General features: G+C 68.7%; 17 protein-coding genes. 16 read left to right on the top strand and 1 reads right to left on the bottom strand.

Annotation, left to right across the window (positions count from 1 at the left end):
• Window positions 1–230: 230 nt before the first annotated feature.
• The 15 genes from ACOJVU_RS07030 (at window position 231) to ACOJVU_RS06960 (ending at window position 17,227) form a co-directional block, all read left to right on the top strand.
• Entirely contained in the window at window positions 231–1,736 is a 1,506-nt protein-coding gene (locus tag ACOJVU_RS07030) for an amino acid permease (protein ID WP_421529117.1), read from the top strand.
• 98 nt (window positions 1,737–1,834) lie between these two features.
• On the top strand, window positions 1,835–3,121 hold the full coding sequence (locus tag ACOJVU_RS07025) for an alkane 1-monooxygenase (protein ID WP_421529116.1): 1,287 nt from the start codon (window positions 1,835–1,837) through the stop codon (window positions 3,119–3,121).
• Window positions 3,118–3,291 carry a rubredoxin gene (locus tag ACOJVU_RS07020; RefSeq protein WP_421529115.1) on the top strand — a complete coding sequence of 58 codons (174 nt, stop codon included), beginning with the start codon at window positions 3,118–3,120 and terminating at the stop codon, window positions 3,289–3,291. Before ACOJVU_RS07025 ends, ACOJVU_RS07020 begins: the two co-directional genes overlap by 4 nt.
• Window positions 3,288–3,470, top strand: a complete 183-nt coding sequence (locus ACOJVU_RS07015) for a rubredoxin (RefSeq protein WP_421529114.1) — start codon at window positions 3,288–3,290, stop codon at window positions 3,468–3,470. Before ACOJVU_RS07020 ends, ACOJVU_RS07015 begins: the two co-directional genes overlap by 4 nt.
• Before the next feature lie 77 nt (window positions 3,471–3,547).
• Entirely contained in the window at window positions 3,548–4,144 is a 597-nt protein-coding gene (locus ACOJVU_RS07010) for a TetR family transcriptional regulator (RefSeq protein ID WP_421529121.1), read from the top strand.
• A 197-nt stretch (window positions 4,145–4,341) separates the two neighbouring features.
• On the top strand, window positions 4,342–5,814 hold the full coding sequence (ahcY, locus tag ACOJVU_RS07005) for an adenosylhomocysteinase (protein ID WP_421529113.1): 1,473 nt from the start codon (window positions 4,342–4,344) through the stop codon (window positions 5,812–5,814).
• A 67-nt stretch (window positions 5,815–5,881) separates the two neighbouring features.
• The gene (locus ACOJVU_RS07000) at window positions 5,882–6,547 is read left to right on the top strand and encodes a dTMP kinase (protein WP_421529112.1); all 666 of its coding nucleotides are present in this window, start codon (window positions 5,882–5,884) and stop codon (window positions 6,545–6,547) included.
• A 102-nt stretch (window positions 6,548–6,649) separates the two neighbouring features.
• Window positions 6,650–7,336, top strand: a complete 687-nt coding sequence (gene mtrA, locus ACOJVU_RS06995; protein ID WP_421529111.1) for a two-component system response regulator MtrA — start codon at window positions 6,650–6,652, stop codon at window positions 7,334–7,336.
• A 37-nt stretch (window positions 7,337–7,373) separates the two neighbouring features.
• Window positions 7,374–9,074, top strand: coding sequence for an MtrAB system histidine kinase MtrB (gene mtrB / locus ACOJVU_RS06990; RefSeq protein ID WP_421529110.1), 1,701 nt, complete (start codon window positions 7,374–7,376; stop codon window positions 9,072–9,074).
• Complete coding sequence (lpqB, locus tag ACOJVU_RS06985) at window positions 9,074–10,831, top strand: MtrAB system accessory lipoprotein LpqB (protein ID WP_421529109.1); 1,758 nt, start codon at window positions 9,074–9,076, stop codon at window positions 10,829–10,831. Before mtrB ends, lpqB begins: the two co-directional genes overlap by 1 nt.
• Before the next feature lie 42 nt (window positions 10,832–10,873).
• Complete coding sequence (locus tag ACOJVU_RS06980) at window positions 10,874–11,518, top strand: ComF family protein (RefSeq protein ID WP_421529120.1); 645 nt, start codon at window positions 10,874–10,876, stop codon at window positions 11,516–11,518.
• Between the two features lie 311 nt (window positions 11,519–11,829).
• Window positions 11,830–12,537, top strand: coding sequence for a ribosome hibernation-promoting factor, HPF/YfiA family (hpf, locus tag ACOJVU_RS06975; protein ID WP_421529108.1), 708 nt, complete (start codon window positions 11,830–11,832; stop codon window positions 12,535–12,537).
• A 132-nt stretch (window positions 12,538–12,669) separates the two neighbouring features.
• A complete protein-coding gene (secA, locus tag ACOJVU_RS06970; protein ID WP_421529107.1) occupies window positions 12,670–15,525 on the top strand; it encodes a preprotein translocase subunit SecA in 2,856 nt (951 codons plus the stop codon).
• A gap of 57 nt (window positions 15,526–15,582) precedes the next feature.
• The gene (locus tag ACOJVU_RS06965; RefSeq protein ID WP_421529106.1) at window positions 15,583–16,065 is read left to right on the top strand and encodes a cation:proton antiporter regulatory subunit; all 483 of its coding nucleotides are present in this window, start codon (window positions 15,583–15,585) and stop codon (window positions 16,063–16,065) included.
• A gap of 22 nt (window positions 16,066–16,087) precedes the next feature.
• Window positions 16,088–17,227: a cation:proton antiporter gene (locus ACOJVU_RS06960; protein WP_421529119.1), complete on the top strand. Its 1,140-nt coding sequence runs from the start codon at window positions 16,088–16,090 to the stop codon at window positions 17,225–17,227.
• A gap of 3 nt (window positions 17,228–17,230) precedes the next feature.
• On the opposite strand, the gene ACOJVU_RS06955 is transcribed toward ACOJVU_RS06960, so the two are convergent.
• Window positions 17,231–17,782 (bottom strand): Rv3235 family protein, encoded by a 552-nt coding sequence (locus tag ACOJVU_RS06955; RefSeq protein WP_421529105.1) that lies wholly within the window; start codon window positions 17,780–17,782, stop codon window positions 17,231–17,233.
• A 230-nt stretch (window positions 17,783–18,012) separates the two neighbouring features.
• Between ACOJVU_RS06955 and ACOJVU_RS06950 the strand changes: the two genes are divergently transcribed.
• The gene (locus tag ACOJVU_RS06950; RefSeq protein ID WP_421529118.1) at window positions 18,013–19,428 is read left to right on the top strand and encodes a WS/DGAT/MGAT family O-acyltransferase; all 1,416 of its coding nucleotides are present in this window, start codon (window positions 18,013–18,015) and stop codon (window positions 19,426–19,428) included.
• Window positions 19,429–19,527: the final 99 nt, after the last annotated feature.

Here is a 19,527-nt window from a genome sequence, read left to right as displayed (position 1 = left end):
CGGCCCGATCCGGCTCGTCGCGCGCGAGTCCGCCACGCTGTTCAGGGTGACCGTCGGGCTGTGACGCCCCGCCGGTCCTCCCCAAGGCGGTGAGCGCTCGGGTCCCGTCCTGGTGGCACAGCCTGTCCAGCCCCGGCGACTGCTTGTTCGCCCCCGGACGCCTTCGGGTGCCACCCGGTACGGGGCCACCCAGTACTGTGCCGTCCAAGAGGTGACCAACGGGAGGGTGGATGGCGAATCGGTGGCGCATGAAGTCCGTGGAGCAATCGATCGCCGACACCGATGAGCCGGACACCCGGCTGCGCAAGGACCTCAACTGGTGGGACCTGGTGGTGTTCGGTGTCGCGGTGGTGATCGGTGCAGGCATCTTCACGGTGACCGCCTCGACCGCCGGTGACATCACCGGCCCGGCCATCTGGGTGTCGTTCGTGATCGCCGCGGTCACCTGCGCGCTGGCGGCGCTGTGCTACGCCGAGTTCGCGTCGACGCTACCGGTGGCGGGCAGCGCCTACACCTTCTCCTATGCAACCTTCGGCGAGTTCCTCGCCTGGATCATCGGGTGGAACCTGCTGCTGGAACTGGCCATCGGCGCCGCCGTGGTGTCCAAGGGGTGGTCGACCTATCTGGCGACGGTGGCCGGCTTCGCCGGCAGCCGGTTGCAGCTCGGAGCGGTCCGGCTCGACTGGGCCGCGGTGCTGATCGTCGCGGTGGTGGCGACCCTGATCGCGCTGGGCACGAAGTTGTCGTCGCGGTTCTCGGCGTTGGTCACCGGCGTCAAGGTGGCGGTCGTGGTGCTGGTCGTGGTGGTCGGCGCCTTCTACGTCAAGGGCTCGAACTACTCGCCGTTCGTCCCGGCGCCCGAGGCGGGACGCGAGGCGACAGGCATCAACCAGTCGGTGCTGTCGCTGCTGACCGGGGCACCCGGCAGCCACTACGGCTGGTACGGCGTGCTGGCAGGGGCGTCGATCGTGTTCTTCGCGTTCATCGGGTTCGACATCGTGGCCACCATGGCCGAGGAGACCAAGCGGCCCCAGCGCGACGTACCCAAAGGCATTCTGGTGTCGCTGGCGATCGTCACGGTCCTCTACGTCGCGGTGGCGGTCGTGTTGTCGGGCATGGTGCCCTACACCGAGCTCAAAACCGTTCCGGGCCGGGGTCAGGCCAACCTCGCCACGGCGTTCACCGCCAACGGCGTGCACTGGGCCAGCAAGGTCATCGCCCTCGGCGCGCTGGCCGGGCTGACCACCGTGGTGATGGTGCTGCTTCTCGGTCAGTGCCGAATCTTGTTCGCGATGGCACGCGACGGGCTGCTGCCGCGTTCGCTGGCCAAGACCGGGGCGCGGGGCACGCCCGTGCGTATCACCGTGCTGGTCGCGGTGTTGGTGGCCATGACGGCCTCGGTGTTCCCGATCGCCAAGCTCGAGGAGATGGTCAACGTCGGGACGTTGTTTGCGTTCGTCCTGGTCTCCGCCGGCGTCATGGTGCTGCGCCGCACGCGTCCCGACCTCGAGCGTGGTTTCCGGGCTCCGTGGGTGCCGCTACTGCCGATCGCCTCGATCTGCGCCTGCGCGTGGCTGATGCTGAACCTCACCGCGCTGACCTGGATCCGCTTCGGGGTCTGGCTGCTGGTGGGAATCGCCATCTATCTCGGCTACGGCTACCGGCACTCGGTGCAGGGTCGGCGCGAGTCGGAGCGGGCCACCCCGCAGCCGAGGACTGAACCGACCCGGACCTGACACGAGGGTTACAAACCACCATCAAATGTCTAGACACGAGACGGAAGTGGTCATATTGTCTAAATCGCTGTCACGTGAATCACGAGGAGGTTCGGCACATGTCCACACGGAGGCCTCCGGTGAACCGGGCGACCGGCCAGCACGTCGATCGAGTCGAGGTGCCCGTCTGGCGAGACAGGAAGCGCCGGCTGTGGCTGATGGGCCTCATCGTCCCGACGGCGCTGTTCGTGGTGCTGCCCTTGATCTGGGCGCTCAACCGTCTCGGGTGGCAGTCGGGCTCGCAGGTACTGCTGTGGGTCGGACCGATCCTGGTCTACGTCCTGGTGCCGATCCTGGACCTGCGTTTCGGGCCGGACGGGCAGAACCCGCCCGACGAGGTGATGGAACAGCTGGATGAAGACAGGTACTACCGCTACTGCACCTACCTCTACGTCCCGTTCCAGTACCTGAGCGTGGTACTGGGCGCCTACCTGTTCACCGCCTCCGACCTGGGCTGGCTGGGCTATGCCGGCGGGCTGGGCTGGGCCGGCAAGCTGGGCTTGGCGCTGTCGGTCGGTGTGCTGGGCGGTGTCGGCATCAACACCGCCCACGAGATGGGCCACAAGAAGGAATCCCTGGAGCGCTGGCTGTCCAGGATCACCTTGGCCCAGACCTGCTACGGGCACTTCTACATCGAGCACAACCGCGGCCACCACGTGCGGGTCGCCACCCCCGAGGACCCGGCCTCGGCCCGTTTCGGCGAGACGTTCTGGGAGTTCCTGCCGCGGAGCGTCTTCGGCAGCCTGCGTTCGGCGCTGCATCTGGAAGCCCAGCGACTGCGCCGGCTCGGCAAAAACCCCTGGGACCCCAGGACCTACCTGTCCAACGACGTCCTCAACGCCTGGCTGATGTCGGTGGTGCTGTGGGGCGCGCTGATCGCGGTCTTCGGCCCGGCGCTCATCCCGTTCGTGCTCATCCAGGCCGTCTTCGGCTTCTCCCTGCTGGAGGGCGTCAACTACCTCGAGCACTATGGTCTGCTGCGACAGCAGACCGTCACCGCTTCCGGACAAAGCCGCTACGAGCGCTGCGCCCCGGTGCACAGCTGGAACTCCGACCACCTCGTCACCAACCTGTTCCTGTACCACCTGCAGCGGCACAGCGACCATCACGCCAACCCCACCCGCCGCTACCAGACGTTGCGCAGCATGGACGGCGCCCCCAACCTGCCCAGCGGGTATGCGTCGATGATCTCGCTGACCTACTTCCCGCCGCTGTGGCGCAAGGTGATGGACCATCGGGTGCTCGAGCACTACGGCGGCGACATCACCAAGGTCAACGTGCAGCCGCGCCTACGGGCCAAGGTGCTGGCCAGGTACGGCGCTTCCGACCAGGCGCGGGCAGCATGACCGCCTACCGGTGCCCGGGCTGCGGCTACATCTATGACGAGGCCCAGGGCAATGCGCGGGAGGGCTTTCCGGCCGGCACGGCGTGGGGTCGGATCCCCGAAGAGTGGTGCTGCCCGGACTGCGCGGTGCGCGAGAAGGTCGACTTCATACAGATGGGAGCGAACACGTGAGCGACTACAAACGATTCCGTTGCCTGCAGTGCGGCTTCGAGTATGACGAGGCGCTCGGCTGGCCCGAGGATGGCATCGCCCCCGGCACCCGCTGGGACGACATCCCCGAGGACTGGAGCTGCCCGGATTGCGGCGCGGCGAAAGCAGACTTCGAGATGGTGGAGGTGGCGCGGTCGTGATCGCCACGACCGTCGCCGCGAACGACGCCCTCAAAACAGACGCCCTGAAAAAAGATGCCGCCGAGCCGGTGAAGCGGATGCCATACGCCGAGGCGTCGCGGATGCTGCTGCGGGACTCGGTTCTCGACGCGATGCGGGACCTGCTGCTGGCCCGCGACTGGTCCGCCATCACGCTGTCCGACGTGGCCCGCGCCGCCGGCGTCAGCCGGCAGACCATCTACAACGAGTTCGGCTCGCGTCAGGGCCTGGCGCAGGGTTACGCCCTGCGCCTGGCCGACCGGCTCGTCGACACCGTGCACGCCGCCCTCGACGCCCACGTCGGCGACGTCTACGAGGCGTTCCTGTATGGATTTCGCGAGTTCTTCGCCGAGTCGGCGGCCGACCCGCTGGTGATTTCGTTGCTGACGGGGGTGGCCAAGCCCGACCTGCTGCAGATCATCACCACCGACAGCGCCCCGATCATCACCCGCGCATCGACGAGCCTGACGACGGCTCTGACCCAGAGTTGGGTGGCCGCCAGCGACGAGGATGCCGGCGTGCTGGCCCGCGCCATCGTGCGGCTGGCGCTGAGTTACGTGTCCATGCCACCCGAGGCGAACCATGATGTCGCGGCGGACCTGGCCCGGTTGATGACGCCGTTCGCGGAGCGGCACGGCGTCGCCCACCGGCCCTGAGATCCGGCCCTGAGATCCGGCCCTGAGATCCGGCCCTGAAAGCCGGTCCTGAGATCCGGCCCTGAAAGCAGGGCCGACCTCGGTCCGACTCTCCCTGATCGAGGGGCCGTGAGGTCGTCCTACTACAGTGGCGCAAGAACATACTGAAGCTAAGTACCGCTAGTGCCGGTGAGCCACGAGTAAGGATGAGAGACGCTATGACGACGACCGAAAAATCCCTGAATGCCGACGTCCGGAACGGCATCGACTTCAAGGTTGCCGATCTGTCGCTGGCGGATTACGGGCGTCGCGACATCGAGCTCTCCGAGCAGGAGATGCCGGGCCTGATGTCGCTGCGCCGCGAATACGCCGAGGTGCAGCCGCTCAAGGGCGCGCGGATCTCGGGCTCGCTGCACATGACGGTGCAGACCGCGATCCTCATCGAGACCCTCGTCTCGCTGGGCGCCGAGGTGCGTTGGGCGTCGTGCAACATCTTCTCCACGCAGGACCACGCGGCCGCGGCCGTCGTCGTCGGCCCGTACGGCACCCCCGAGGAGCCCAGGGGCGTTCCGGTGTTCGCCTGGAAGGGCGAGACGTTGGAGGAGTACTGGTGGGCCGCCGAGCAGATGCTGACGTGGCCTGACCAGCCGGCCAACATGATCCTCGACGACGGTGGTGACGCCACCATGCTGGTGCTGCGCGGTGCCCAGTACGAGAAGGCCGGCGTGGTGCCGCCCGCCGAGGACGACGACCCCACCGAGTGGAAGATCTTCTTGAACCTGCTGCGCAACCGCTTCGAGACCGACAAGGACAAGTGGACCAAGGTCGCCGCGTCCGTCAAGGGCGTCACCGAGGAGACCACCACCGGGGTGCTGCGTCTCTACCAGTTCGCCGCGGCCGGGGACCTGGCGTTCCCGGCGATCAACGTCAACGACTCGGTGACCAAATCCAAGTTCGACAACAAGTACGGTTGCCGGCACTCCCTGATCGACGGGATCAACCGCGGCACCGACGTGCTGATCGGCGGCAAGAAGGTGCTGGTCTGCGGCTACGGCGACGTGGGCAAGGGCTGCGCGGAGTCGGTGAAGGGCCAGGGCGCCCGCGTCGTCGTCACCGAGATCGACCCGATCAACGCGCTGCAGGCGTTGATGGAGGGGTACGACGTGGTGACGGTCGACGAGGCGATCGGCCAGGCCGACATCGTCATCACCGCCACCGGCAACAAGGACATCATCACCCTGGAGCACATGAAGGCGATGAAGGACCACGCCGTGCTGGGCAACATCGGGCACTTCGACAACGAGATCCAGGTCGCCCAACTGGAGCGCTCCGGCGCCACCAAGGTGAACATCCGGCCGCAGGTCGACGTGTGGACGTTCCCCGACAGCGGCAAGTCGATCATCCTTCTCTCCGAGGGCCGGCTGCTGAACCTGGGTAACGCCACCGGCCACCCGTCGTTCGTGATGAGCAACAGCTTCTCCAACCAGGTGATCGCCCAGATCGAGCTGTGGACGAAGAACGACGAGTACGACAACGAGGTGTACCGGCTGCCCAAGCACCTCGACGAGAAGGTGGCCCGCATCCACGTCGAGGCACTCGGCGGCCGGCTGACCAAGCTGACCAAGGATCAGGCCGAGTACCTCGGCATCGACGTCGAGGGCCCCTACAAGCCCGACCACTACCGCTACTGAGACGCTTGCGCCGAGTGTGCGGCCAGCTTCACGTTCGGGCATTGAGCCGCGCGCTCGGGTCAGCGCCGTGCTGATTGCGGTCGAAGGAGTCGACGGCGCGGGCAAGCGGACGCTGACCGACGGGCTGGGTAAGGCATTTCAGGCCGCCGGCCTTTCGGTGGCCACGCTGGACTTCCCGCGCTACGGCAGATCGGTGACCGCCGACCTCGCCGCGGAGTCGTTGCACGGCCAGCACGGTGACCTCGCGGAATCGGTGTACGCGATGGCGACGCTGTTCGCGCTCGACCGCGCGGGGGCGGTCGGGGAGATCGATCGGCTGCGCGGCGACCACGACGTGGTGATCCTGGACCGCTACGTGGCCTCCAACGCGGCCTACAGCGCCGCCCGCCTGCATCAGGGCGTGGCCGGAGAGGCCGTGGCTTGGGTATACCGGCTCGAATTCCAGCGGTTGCGGCTGCCCGCGCCTGACTGGCAGGTGCTGCTTGCCGTGCCCGCAGAACTCGCCGGGCGCCGGGCACGGGCCCGGGCCGCCGCCGAGCCGGGCCGCGCCCGAGACAGTTACGAGCGCGACGTCGGGCTGCAGCAGCGCACCAGTACGGTGTTCGCCGAGCTCGCCGCCACCGCCTGGGGTGGGCGATGGCTGGTGGTGGACGCCGAGGTCGATCCGGTGCGGCTCGCCGCGACACTGACGGGGTCCGGGGGCGTCCCCGGGGCCGTTGTGCAGGGCCGCTAGGCACCGCGACGCGCACATTTCGACGTGATTTGTCGCCAATTGGCCTTCTCGGGCGAGAAACGCCCGTGTGGCGCCCCTGTTTTGTCCCGATCTGGTGACACCATGGAGTCCATGAGGCAAAGGATTCTCGTCGTCGACGACGACGCTTCGCTGGCCGAGATGCTCACCATCGTGTTGCGCGGGGAGGGCTTTGACACCGCGGTCATCGGCGACGGTACCCAGGCCCTGGCCGCGGTGCGCGAGCTGCGGCCCGACCTGGTGCTGCTCGACCTGATGCTGCCCGGCATGAACGGCATCGACGTGTGCCGGGTGCTGCGTGCCGACTCCGGCATTCCCATCGTCATGCTGACCGCCAAGACCGACACCGTGGACGTGGTGCTGGGCTTGGAGTCCGGCGCCGACGACTACATCATGAAGCCGTTCAAGCCCAAGGAGCTGGTCGCGCGGGTGCGGGCCCGGTTGCGGCGCAACGACGACGAACCGGCCGAGATGCTCTCCATCGCCGACATCGACATCGACGTGCCGGCGCACAAGGTCACCCGCAACGGCGAGCAGATCTCTCTGACTCCGCTGGAGTTCGACCTGCTGGTCGCGCTGGCACGCAAGCCGCGGCAGGTGTTTACTCGTGATGTGCTGCTCGAAAAGGTGTGGGGATACCGGCACCCGGCGGACACCCGCCTGGTGAACGTGCACGTCCAGCGCCTGCGGGCCAAGGTCGAGAAGGATCCTGAGAACCCGACCGTGGTGTTGACCGTTCGAGGAGTGGGATACAAGGCCGGACCTCCATGATCCGCGCCGAGCGCGGCGGCGGTCAGGAGCGGCGCAGGTGATCTTCGGCTCACGCCGGCGCACTCGTAGTCGTTGGGGCCGTTCGGGCCCCCTTCCGCGCGGCATGGGCGCGGTCAGCCGGGCGGTGGCCGTCGCGTGGCGCCGGTCGCTGCAGCTGCGCGTTGTGACGCTGACTCTCGGGCTGTCGCTGGGAGTGATCCTGGCGCTCGGTTTCGTGCTGACCAGCCAGCTGACCAACCGGGTGCTCGACGTCAAGGTCCGGGCCGCCACCGAGCAGATCGAGCGGGCGCGCACGACGGTCGGCGGGATCGTCAGCGGCGAGGAGACTCGCTCGCTGGACAGCAGCCTGCAGCTGGCCCGCAACACGCTGACGTCCAAGACCGAGCCCGCCTCGGGCGCGGGGCTCGCCGGCGTGTTCGACGTGGTGCTGATGGTTCCCGGTGACGGCCCCCGCGCCGCCACCACGGCCGGGCCCGTCAACCAGGTGCCGGACGCCCTCCGCGGTTTCGTCAAGGCCGGGCAGGCGGCCTACCAGTACGCCACGGTGCGCACAGACGGATTCTCCGGTCCGGCCCTGGTCATCGGTTCGCCGGCGTCGTCGCAGGTGGCCAACCTCGAGCTCTACCTGATCTTCCCGCTGAAAAACGAGCAGGCCACGATCATGCTGGTGCGCGGCACGATGATCACCGGTGGTGCGGTGCTGCTGGTGCTGCTGGCCGGGATCGCGGTGCTGGTGTCCCGCCAGGTGGTGGTGCCGGTGCGGCAGGCGTCGCGGATCGCCGAGCGGTTCGCCGAAGGTCACCTGTCCGAGCGGATGCCGGTGCGCGGGGAGGACGACATGGCCCGCCTGGCCATGTCGTTCAACGACATGGCCGAGAGCCTGTCCCGGCAGATCACCCAGCTCGAGGAGTTCGGCAACCTGCAGCGCCGTTTCACCTCCGACGTCAGCCACGAATTGCGTACCCCGCTGACCACGGTGCGGATGGCGGCGGACCTGATCTACGACCACAGTTCCGACCTCGATCCCACGCTGGCGCGTTCCACCGAGCTGATGGTCAGCGAACTGGACCGGTTCGAGACCCTGCTCAACGACTTGCTGGAGATCTCTCGGCACGACGCGGGTGTGGCCGAGTTGTCCGTGGACGCGGTGGATCTGCGCGCCACCGTGCGCAGCGCGCTCAGCAACGTGGGTCACCTGGCCGAAGACGCGGGTGTCGCCCTGCAGGTGGACCTGCCGCTCCACGAGGTGATCGCCGAGGTGGACACCCGCCGGGTGGAGCGCATCCTGCGCAACCTGATCGCCAATGCGATCGACCACGCCGAGCACAAGCCCGTGGAGATCCGGATGGTCGCCGACGAGGACACCGTCGCCGTGACCGTGCGCGACCACGGGGTCGGGTTGCGCCCCGGTGAGGAGAAGTTGGTGTTCAGTCGGTTCTGGCGGGCGGACCCGTCGCGGGTGCGGCGCTCCGGCGGCACCGGGCTGGGCCTGGCGATCAGCATCGAGGACGCGCGCCTGCACCAGGGCCGGCTGGAAGCGTGGGGCGAGCCCGGCGAGGGCTCGTGCTTCAGACTGACGCTGCCCCTGGTGCGCGGCCACAAGGTCACCACCAGCCCGCTGCCGATGAAACCGGTCCCGCACGCGAATTCGCAGCCGATGCCGCAGGTCGACGGCACCGGCCCGCAACACCGCAATGACCTTCAGCGTCAGCGTGAGCCAGCGGAGAGGAGCGGCTGATGCGCCGCCTGCTGGGTCTGCTGTTCGCGGCGGCGCTGCTCGGCGGCTGCGCGGGGGTGCCCAGCACGTCGGCGCCGCAGGCCATCGGCACCGTCGAGCGGCCGGCCCCCTCCAACCTGCCCAAGCCGACCCCGGGAATGGATCCCGACGTGTTACTGCGGGAATTCCTCAAGGCCACGGCGGACCCGGCGAACCGGCATCTGGCAGCGCGGCAGTTCCTCACCCAGTCCGCGTCCAACGCGTGGGACGATGCCGGCAGCGCGTTGCTGATCGACCATGTCGTTTTCGTGGAAACCCGTGCTGCTGAACGTGTTTCGGCGACCATGCGGGCTGACATCCTGGGTTCGTTGTCCGATATGGGTGTGTTCGAGACCGCCGAGGGCGTGCTGCCCGACCCGGGGCCGATCGAGCTGGTCAAGACGTCGGGTGGCTGGCGGATCGACCGCCTGCCCAACGGAGTCTTTTTGGACTGGCAGCAGTTCCAGGCGACCTACAAGCGCAACACGCTCTACTTCGCCGACCCGACCGGTAAGACGATGGTTCCCGACCCCCGCTACGTCGCGGTGCCCGATCACGACCAGCTGGCCACCGAGCTGATCTCCAAGCTGATCGCCGGACCTCGCCCCGAGATGGCCCACACGGTTCGCAACCTGCTCGCCCCGCCGTTGCGGCTGCGTGGGCCGGTCACCCGCGCCGACGGCGGCAAGAACGGGATCGGTCGCGGTTACGGCGGCGCGCGCATCGATCTGGAAAAGCTGTCCACCACCGATCCGCACAGCAGGCAACTGCTCGCCGCGCAGATCATCTGGACGCTGGCCAGGGCGGACATCCGCGGGCCGTACGTGATCAACGCCGACGGCGCACCGCTGGACGACCGCTTCGCCGAGGGGTGGACCACCTCCGATGTCGCCGCCACCGACCCGGGCGTGGCCGACGGTGCCGGAGCGGGCCTGCATGCGCTGGTCAACGGCGCGCTGGTGGGCCTGGACGGCCAGCACACCACGACAGTGCCCGGGGCCTTCGGGCGGATGCCGGACCAGACCGGGGCCGCGCTGTCGCGCAACGGGCGGCAGGTCGCCTCCGTCGTGACGCTGCGCGGCGGCGCCCCGGACCAGGAGGCGTCGCTGTGGATCGGGGACCTCGGTGCCGAGGCGGTCCAGTCCGCCGACGGGCACACCCTGTCGCGGCCCAGTTGGTCGCTGGACGACGCGGTCTGGGTGGTCGTGGACGGCAACAACGTGCTGCGCGCCATCCAGGAACCTGCGTCCGGGCAGCCCGCGCGCATTCCGGTGGATTCCGTGGCTGTCGCGAGCCATTTTCCGGGACCGATCACCGACCTGCAGCTGTCCCGGGACGGAACCCGCGCAGCGATGGTGATCGGCGGCCAGGTGATCCTGGCCGGCATCGAGCAGACTCAGGCCGGCCAGTACGCGCTGACCTACCCGCGTCGGCTGGGTTTCGGGCTGGGCACCTCGGTGGTGTCGTTGTCCTGGCGGACCGGTGATGACATCGTGGTGACCCGCACCGACGCCGGTCATCCGGTGTCCTACGTGAACCTCGACGGGGTGAACTCCGACGCGCCCGCCCGTGGTCTGCAGCTTCCGGTGATGACGGTCGCGGCCAACCCGTCGACGGTGTACGTCGCCGGACCCCAAGGGGTGTTGCAGTATTCGGCATCGGTTGGCGAAGGCCAACAGGGCTGGTCGGAGGTGCCGGGGCTGACGGTCCCCGGAGCAACGCCGGTGCTGCCGGGCTGAGTTGTGGTCGGAGCTGTCGGCCCGGTGCGCGACACTGTTGCCGTGCTCGACGTGATCCTGCCACTGGAGTGCGGCGGCTGCGGGGCGCCGTCGACCCGGTGGTGTGACGCCTGCGGCCGTGAGCTGTCGGTGGCCGCCGACGAGCCGCACGTCGTCACCCCCCGCATCGACCCGCAGGTGCCGGTGTTCGCGCTGGGCCGCTACGCCGGCGCCCGCCGCCAGGCGATCCTCGCGGTCAAGGAGCGCGGCCGCGGCGACCTCGTCGCGCCGCTGGCGTACGCCTTGGCCGTCGGCGTGCACCGGCTGCTGACCTGGGGGATCGTCGAGACCCCGCTGACCATCGTGCCGGCGCCGACGCGGACTTGGGCGGCGCGCCGCCGGGGCGGCGACCCGGTCACCCGTGTGGCCCGGGCCGCCGTGGCGGGGCACCCCGATGTCACAGTTGCCCGCGCCTTGCGGATCAGGGCGCTGGCCCGCGACTCGGCGGGCCTGGGCACCGCGGCCCGTGAGCGCAACATCGCCGGTCGGGTGCTGCTGCGCGGCGGGTCGCTCACCGACCACCCGGGCACCGAGGTGATGGTCGTCGACGACGTCGTCACCACCGGCGCGACCGCCCGGGAGTCGGTGCGGGCCCTGTGCGCCGCTGGGCTGCGGGTCGTCGCGGTTCTCGCGGTCGCGGCCGCGTGAACGAAACCGCCGGAACCGGGCACGTGCCGAGAGGTTGTGAAGAACTCGCAACAGGTCGGCGAAATCAGTGGCACGCCCGGGCGAACACGAGCTAACGTCGACAACACCATGCACTGAGTCATCGGCCTGACGCACTGGTCAAAATCCCAGGTCGAGGCCCCATCGGCGAAGGGGGTGAGTATTCGGCACCTTGCACCGGCGGGCAGCCTGCGCGTGAACCATTGCGGAACCGCCCTCACCCCGTCGGCGCGACAGAGTCAAGCCGGGCACGCAGCGCGCGTGCGACGTGGAAAGGGAACGAATTGTCACGCATGTCAAGACCATCCGTAGATTCCAGTCAGATGCTCGCCGAGCCGCCGGCACAAACCGACGGGCAGGTCGAACCGACGCTGGACGCCGAGGTCGTGTTCAAAGGCCGCAACGTCGAAATCCCCGACCACTACCGCGTTTACGTCTCCCAGAAACTCGCCCGCGTCGAGCGGTTGGACCGCTCCATCTACCTCTTCGATGTCGAACTCAAACACGAGCCCAACCGTCGCCAGCGCAAGTCGTGTCAACGCGTGGAGATCACCGCTCGCGGTCGCGGACCGGTCAGCCGGGCGGAGGCCAGCGCCGACAGTTTCTATTCCGCGTTCGAGTCCGCGGTCGCCAAGCTCGAGAACCGGCTGCGCCGCGCCAAGGACCGCCGCAAGGTCCACTACGGCGACAAGACCCCGGTCTCGCTGGCCGTGGCCACGGCGGTGGCCGCCCCGTCCGGGCGGCCCAACGGCGCACCGGAGCCGTCGCCGGCCGAGCGCGCCGCTCCCGACCAGCTCGCCGAACAACTCGGGGACCACGAACCGGGCCGGATCGTGCGGACCAAGGAGCACCCGGCCACGCCGATGACGGTCGACGACGCCCTGTACGAGATGGAGCTGGTCGGGCACGACTTCTTCCTGTTCCAGGACAAGGAGACCGAACGTCCCTGTGTCGTCTACCGCCGGCACGCCTACGACTACGGCCTGATCAGACTGGCCTGATCAGACTGGCCTGATCGGACTGGCCTGATCGGACTGGCCTGATCCGGCGTTCGCGCGGCCGCCGCGGCGTGTCACCTAGGATGGACGTCGTCTCACAGACAGAGAAGACTCCAACCCACAGGGGACATAGCTGTGCTGTCGAAGTTGCTGCGCCTTGGTGAAGGCCGCATGGTCAAACGCCTCAAGCGGGTGTCCGACTATGTCAACACGTTGTCGCAGGACATCGAAAAACTCACCGACGCCGAGCTGAGGGCCAAGACCGAGGAGTTCAAGAAGCGGCACACCGACGGCGAAAGCCTCGACGATCTGCTGCCCGAGGCCTTCGCCGTCGCCCGCGAGGCCGCCTGGCGGGTGCTCGACCAGCGTCCGTTCGAGGTGCAGGTGATGGGTGCCGCCGCCCTGCATTTCGGCAATGTGGCTGAGATGAAGACCGGTGAGGGCAAGACCCTGACGTCGGTCTTGCCCGCCTATCTCAACGGCATCGGCGGCAAGGGCGTGCACATCGTCACCGTCAACGACTACCTGGCCAAGCGTGACAGCGAGTGGATGGGGCGCGTGCACCGGTTCCTCGGCCTGGACGTCGGGGTGATCCTGGCCCAGATGACACCCGACGAGCGTCGCGTGGCCTACCATGCCGACATCACCTATGGCACCAACAACGAGTTCGGTTTCGACTACCTGCGCGACAATATGGCCCATTCGTTGGAGGACTGCGTCCAGCGTGGGCACAACTTCGCCATCGTCGACGAGGTGGACTCGATCCTGATCGACGAGGCCCGCACCCCGCTGATCATCTCCGGCCCCGCCGACGGCGCCTCCAACTGGTACCTCGAGTTCGCCCGCCTGGCGCCGCTGATGGAAAAAGACGTCCATTACGAGGTGGACCTGCGCAAACGCACCGTCGGTGTGCACGAGAAGGGCGTGGAGTTCGTCGAGGACCAGCTGGGTATCGACAACCTCTACGAGGCCGCCAACTCGCCGCTGGTCAGCTACCTCAACAATGCGCTGAAGGCCAAGGAGCTGTTCAACCGCGACAAGGACTACATCGTTCGCGACGGCGAGGTTCTCATCGTCGACGAGTTCACCGGCCGCGTGCTGTACGGCCGCCGCTACAACGAGGGCATGCACCAGGCCATCGAGGCCAAGGAGCACGTCGAGATCAAGGCCGAGAACCAGACCCTTGCCACCATCACGCTGCAGAACTACTTCCGGCTCTACGACAAGCTGGCCGGCATGACCGGGACCGCCCAGACCGAGGCGGCCGAGCTGCACGAGATCTACAAGCTCGGCGTGGTGCCCATCCCGACCAACAAGCCGATGGTCCGCACCGACTGCTCCGACCTCATCTACAAGACCGAGGAGGCCAAATACATCGCGGTGGTCGACGACGTCGGCGAGCGCTACGAGAAGGGCCAGCCGGTGCTCATCGGCACCACCAGCGTGGAGCGTTCGGAGTACCTGTCGCGCCAGTTCGCCAAGCGCCGTATCCCACACAACGTGCTCAACGCCAAGTACCACGAGCAGGAGGCCGGCATTGTCGCCGTGGCGGGCCGCCGCGGCGGGGTGACCGTGGCCACCAACATGGCGGGCCGCGGCACCGACATCGTGCTGGGCGGCAACGTCGACTTCCTGACCGACCAGCGGCTGCGCGAGCGCGGCCTGGACCCGGTGGAGACGCCCGACGAGTACGAGGCGGCCTGGCACTCCGAGCTGCCCAAGGTCAAGGAGGAAGCCGGCAAGGAGGCCGCCGAGGTGATCGAGGCCGGCGGCCTGTACGTGCTGGGCACCGAACGGCACGAGTCGCGGCGCATCGACAACCAGCTGCGCGGCCGCTCCGGTCGCCAGGGCGACCCCGGCGAGTCCCGGTTCTACCTGTCGCTCGGCGACGAGCTGATGCGGCGGTTCAACGGCGCCGCCCTGGAGGCGATGTTGAACCGCCTCAACCTGCCCGACGACGTGCCGATCGAGGCGAAGATGGTCACCCGGGCGATCAAGAGCGCGCAGACCCAGGTCGAACAGCAGAACTTCGAGGTCAGAAAGAACGTCCTCAAGTATGACGAGGTGATGAACCAGCAGCGCAAGGTGATCTACGCCGAGCGCCGCCGCATCCTCGAGGGCGAGAACCTCAGGGAGCAGGCGCTGGACATGGTTCGTGACGTCGTCACCGCCTACGTCACCGGCGCGACGGGCGAGGGCTATGCCGAGGACTGGGACCTCGAGGCGTTGTGGACGGCGCTGCGGACGCTGTACCCGGTCGGGATCGACCACGAGACGCTGACACGCCGGGACGCCGACTCCGAGCGGGACGACCTGACCCGCGAGGAGCTGCTCGAGGAGCTGCTCTCCGACGTCGAACGCGCCTACACGGCAAGGGAAGCCGAGCTCGAGGAGCTTGCGGGTGAAGGTGCGATGCGCCAGCTGGAGCGCAATGTGCTGCTCAACGTCATCGACCGCAAGTGGCGCGAGCACCTCTACGAGATGGACTACCTCAAGGAGGGCATCGGCCTGCGGGCGATGGCGCAGCGCGACCCGCTGGTCGAATACCAGCGGGAGGGCTACGACATGTTCATGGCCATGCTCGACGGCATGAAGGAGGAGTCGGTCGGCTTCTTGTTCAACGTCGCCGTGGAAGCGGTGCCCTCGCCGTCCCCGCAGGTGGCCCCGGTGGCGGTGCCCGAAGGGCTGGCTGAGCTGGCGGCGGGGTCGGAGTCGGCTGAGGCTGACCAGGCGCAGCGAAGCGGCGCGCCTGCAGTGGTCCGCGAAGAAGCTCCGAGCATGTTGCGCGCCAAAGGGATCGACGACGAGCAGCCCGCGCTGACCTATTCCGGGCCGTCGGAGGACGGTTCGGCGGAGGTGCAGCGCAACGGCGGCGGCGGACAGAAGGCGCCGGCCGGCGTTCCCGCCGGCGCCAGCCGCCGTGAACGGCGCGCGGCCGCGCGGCAGCAGGGTCGCGGCGCCAAGCCGCCGAAATCGGTGAAGAAGCGTTAGCGCTCCGCGGGCCGGGTGTGCTTTGCTCCCGGCCACGTTTCGTCAAGGATCGACGGTATGGATGTCAACGAGGTCCTCCTGCCGGGTGTCGGCCTGCGCTATGAGTTCACCGACCACAAGGGTGACCGAATCGGCATCATCGCCCGGCGCAGCGGTGGATTCGACGTCGTCGTCTACGCCCGCGAGGATCCGGACCAGGCGCGACCGCTGCTGTGCCTCACCGACGAGGAGGCCGAGGCCATGGCGCAGATTCTCGGCGCGCCGCGGATCGCCGAGCGGTTCACCGAACTGGCCCGCGAGATCCCCGGGCTCGAGACGGGCCAGGTTCACATCCTGGCGGGCAGCCCGTTTGCCGACCATCCGCTGGGCGACACTCACGCGCGCACCCGCACCGGGGCCTCGATCGTCGCGATCGTGCGTGACGAGGAGGTGCTCGCTTCGCCGGGTCCTGCCGACATGCTGCGCGCCCAGGATGTCCTGATCGTCATCGGCACCGCAGAAGGCATCGCCGGGGTCGAGCACATCGTCGACAAAGGCTGAGCCGGTACAGGTTTCGGAGGCGCTGCTGTTCCAGCTCGGCGCTCTCCTGGCGGTGCTGTCGGTGCTGGGGGCCCTCGCACGCCGCTTCGCGTTGTCGCCGATACCGCTGTACCTGGTGGCGGGCCTGTCGGTGGGCAACGGCGGCATCTGGCCGGTGGCCGCCGCGGACGAGTTCATCACCACGGCCGCCTCGCTGGGCATCGTCTTGCTGTTGTTGACCCTGGGCCTGGAGTTCTCCGCGACCGAGTTCGCCAGCAGCCTGCGCCATCACCTGCCTTCGGCGGGCGCCGACGTGGTCCTCAACGCCACACCGGGCGCGGTGGCGGGCATGCTGCTGGGACTCGACGGCGTGGCCATCCTGTCGCTGGCCGGGGTCACCTACATCTCCTCTTCGGGCGTGATCGCGCGGCTGTTGGAAGACCTGCACCGGCTCGGCAACCGTGAGACACCGGCCGTGCTGTCGTTGCTCGTCCTCGAGGACTTCGCGATGGCGGCGTATCTTCCGCTGTTCTCGGTGCTGGCCTCGGGCGGAACCTGGCTGGTGGCCGTCGCGAGCATGCTCGCCGCGGTCGTCGCCCTCGTCGCGGCGTTCACCGCGTCCTATCGCTGGGGCCACCACGTCGGGAGGCTGGTGACGCACCCCGACTCCGAGCAACTGCTGCTGCGCGTGTTGGGGGTGACGCTGATGGTGGCCGCGCTCGCCGAGTCGGTGCACGCGTCGGCCGCCGTCGGCGCCTTCCTGGTCGGGCTGACGCTGACCGGGGACACCGCGGATCGGGCCCGCAAGGTGCTGGGACCGCTGCGCGACCTGTTCGCCGCGACGTTCTTTCTGTCGATCGGCCTGTCCGTCGCCCCCCGGCAGCTGCTTCCGATGCTCCCGGTTGTCCTGGTGCTGGCCGTCGTGACCGCGGCGACGAAGGTGCTCACCGGGATGCTCGCGGCCCGCCGCGACGGGGTGGCGCGGCGCGGCCAGCTGCGTGCCGGGACCGCGCTGATCGCCCGCGGCGAGTTCTCTCTGGTCATCATCGGGCTGATCGGCGCGTCCATCCCCGCCGTCGCGGCGCTGGCGACGTCATACGTCTTCGTGATGGCGATCGCGGGTCCGGTGCTGGCACGCTTCACCGGCGGGCCGCTGCCGGAGGGGGCCGGCTCGGCGCGTTAGCCGTCAACCGATGTGCAGCGCCACCACCAGCCACCGGGTTTGGCTTCCGGTGCGCAGCTGCTCCACGCGGCAGGCGATCGCGTGCACCCTGGAGCCGCGGCTGTAGGAGCCGAAGACCTCGGCCGCCGTCTCCGGGTCGCGGTGTCCCGCCGGTTTCAGCCGCATCCGACGCAGGACGGCGGCGCCGTCATTCCCGGCCCGACCCACCGACAGCACCGAGTCGACCAGGCCGGGCGCGAGCATGGGCGTCAGCTGGGCGGCGGGACGGCGGCGGTCGATGACCTCCAGAACCCGCCGCAGCGCCGCGTCGGCGAAGCTCGCCGCCTGGCGCATCCGTGGTGTCAGGGCGGTGCCGCCCGACGGCGGGGGCTGGGGCACGCTGCCGGACGGCAAGTCGTCCCGCTGCAGCGGCACGCGGGCGGCGTGTCGCCGCAGCGTGGCCGTGGAAGAACGCCGGCACGCGGGCACATCTCGCGTCGGGGGCTCGTAGTCGACGACGGGCGTCACGGCGAAAGCACGCGGACCGGACGGCCGGACGATGGGGTGGACGGGCACTGCGCACTCTCCAGTGGATTGATGGCCAGTGGACCGAGGGTGGAGCCGAGTCGTCTCGACAACGGATTGGCCTGCTGGAGAGGTGCAGACATGCCATCATGGCACAACCCGACCTCTCGCGTGCTCGCGCCGTGCTGAGCGCCGGCGGGGCGGTTACCGTGGGCGGGAACAGCTCAGTGGTTAACGAAATGGCCGCAGTGGCAACGAATGGCAAGGAGGACGGGGCCGTCATGGTGACCCGCTTGTCCCCCTCGGACGCGTCGTTTTTCCGGCTGGAGAACACCTTCACCCCGATGTACGTCGGGTCGCTGTACATCCTGCGCCGTCCGCGCGCCGGGCTGAGCTACGAGTCGTTGCTGGCAACCATCGAGCAGCGGCTGCCGCAGGTACCGCGCTACCGGCAGAAGGTCCGCGAGGTCATCGGCATGGCCAGGCCCGTGTGGATCGACGACAGCGACTTCGACATCGCCTATCACGTGCGGCGTTCGGCGCTGCCCTCGCCGGGCAGCGACGAGCAACTGCACGAGCTGATCGGCCGGCTCGCCGCGCGGCCGCTGGACACGTCGCGGCCGCTGTGGGAGGCCTACCTCGTCGAGGGCCTGGCCGACAACCGGCTCGCTCTCTACACCAAGTCCCATCAGGCCCTGGTCAACGGCGCAACGGCGCTGTCGATCGGGCACGTCGTCGCCGACCGGACGCGACGCCCGCCGTCGTTCCCCGAAGACATCTGGGTGCCGGAACGCGACCCCGGTAGCACCCGGCTGCTGTTGGGTGCGCTGGGCGAGTGGGTGGCAGGTCCGGGCACGCAGCTGCAAGCCGTCGGGTCCGCCGTGGCCGGGGCGGTGACCAATCAGGGCGAGTTGCTCGACGTGGGCCGCCGTGCCGTGCGTCTGGCGCGGGCGGTGACGCGCGGCACCGCTCCCAGCAGCCCGCTCAACGCGATCGTTACCCGCAACCGCCGATTCACGGTTGCGCGGGCCAGCCTCGCGGACTACCGGACGGTCCGGGCGCGCTACGACTGCGACGTCAACGATGTGGTGCTGGCCGTGGTGGCCGGCGCGCTGGCCAACTGGCTGCTGTCTCGCGGGGAACCGGTGTCGCCGACCGCGACCGTCCGGGCGATGGCGCCGCTGTCGGTTTACGCAGACGACCAGTTCGACTCCACCGGACCGGGGCAGATGATCAGCCAGGTCACCCCGTTTCTCGTCGACCTTCCAGTGGGGGAGCCCAACGCCGTGGTGCGGCTGTCCCAGATCGCGCATGCCACCGAGTCCAACCCGACCGCCGCCAGTGCGGTCGACGCCAGGACCATCGTCACCTTGTCGGGTTTCGCGCCGCCCACCCTGCACGCCATGGGTGTGCGCGTCGCCACCAGCTTCCCCAGCTTCTCCAAGCGGACGTTCAACCTGTTGATCACCAATGCCCCCGGGGCGCAGTCGCAGCTCTACATCGCGGGCACCAAGCTGCTGGAGGCCTACGCGGTGCCGCCGTTGCTGAACGGCCAGGCGCTGGCCATCAGCGTGACCTCCTACAACGGCATGCTCTATTTCGGGATCAACGCCGACCGCGCCGCCATGAGCGACGTCGATCTGCTGCCCGATCTGTTGAACCAGGCGCTCGAGGAACTCCTGGAGGCCTCCCACTAGTGGTCTCGCCCGTAAGTTCGTCGGGGGTTGTTACCAGACGCCGCTGGTGCCGAGTCTGAGCTGGCGGCGTCGAGACTGTGCTCAGCGCTACTTTTTTCG

Origin of the sequence: Mycobacterium sp. THU-M104 (assembly GCF_049197365.1) — a bacterium.
GTDB lineage: Bacteria > Actinomycetota > Actinomycetes > Mycobacteriales > Mycobacteriaceae > Mycobacterium.
Note: the sequence above shows the minus strand (reverse complement) of the source record. Positions and strands in the feature narration are given on the sequence as shown.

Excerpts from the sequence above, each read along its gene's own strand:
- mtrA (WP_421529111.1), top strand. The coding sequence starts at position 6,650 with ATGGAGTCCATGAGGCAAAGGATTCTCGTCGTCGACGACGACGCTTCG.
- ACOJVU_RS07025 (WP_421529116.1), top strand. The coding sequence starts at position 1,835 with ATGTCCACACGGAGGCCTCCGGTGAACCGGGCGACCGGCCAGCACGTC.
- ACOJVU_RS06965 (WP_421529106.1), top strand. The coding sequence starts at position 15,583 with ATGGATGTCAACGAGGTCCTCCTGCCGGGTGTCGGCCTGCGCTATGAG.
- ACOJVU_RS07020 (WP_421529115.1), top strand. The coding sequence starts at position 3,118 with ATGACCGCCTACCGGTGCCCGGGCTGCGGCTACATCTATGACGAGGCC.
- ACOJVU_RS07030 (WP_421529117.1), top strand. The coding sequence starts at position 231 with ATGGCGAATCGGTGGCGCATGAAGTCCGTGGAGCAATCGATCGCCGAC.
- hpf (WP_421529108.1), top strand. The coding sequence starts at position 11,830 with ATGTCAAGACCATCCGTAGATTCCAGTCAGATGCTCGCCGAGCCGCCG.
- ahcY (WP_421529113.1), top strand. The coding sequence starts at position 4,342 with ATGACGACGACCGAAAAATCCCTGAATGCCGACGTCCGGAACGGCATC.
- lpqB (WP_421529109.1), top strand. The coding sequence starts at position 9,074 with ATGCGCCGCCTGCTGGGTCTGCTGTTCGCGGCGGCGCTGCTCGGCGGC.
- ACOJVU_RS06950 (WP_421529118.1), top strand. The coding sequence starts at position 18,013 with ATGGTGACCCGCTTGTCCCCCTCGGACGCGTCGTTTTTCCGGCTGGAG.
- ACOJVU_RS07010 (WP_421529121.1), top strand. The coding sequence starts at position 3,548 with ATGCCATACGCCGAGGCGTCGCGGATGCTGCTGCGGGACTCGGTTCTC.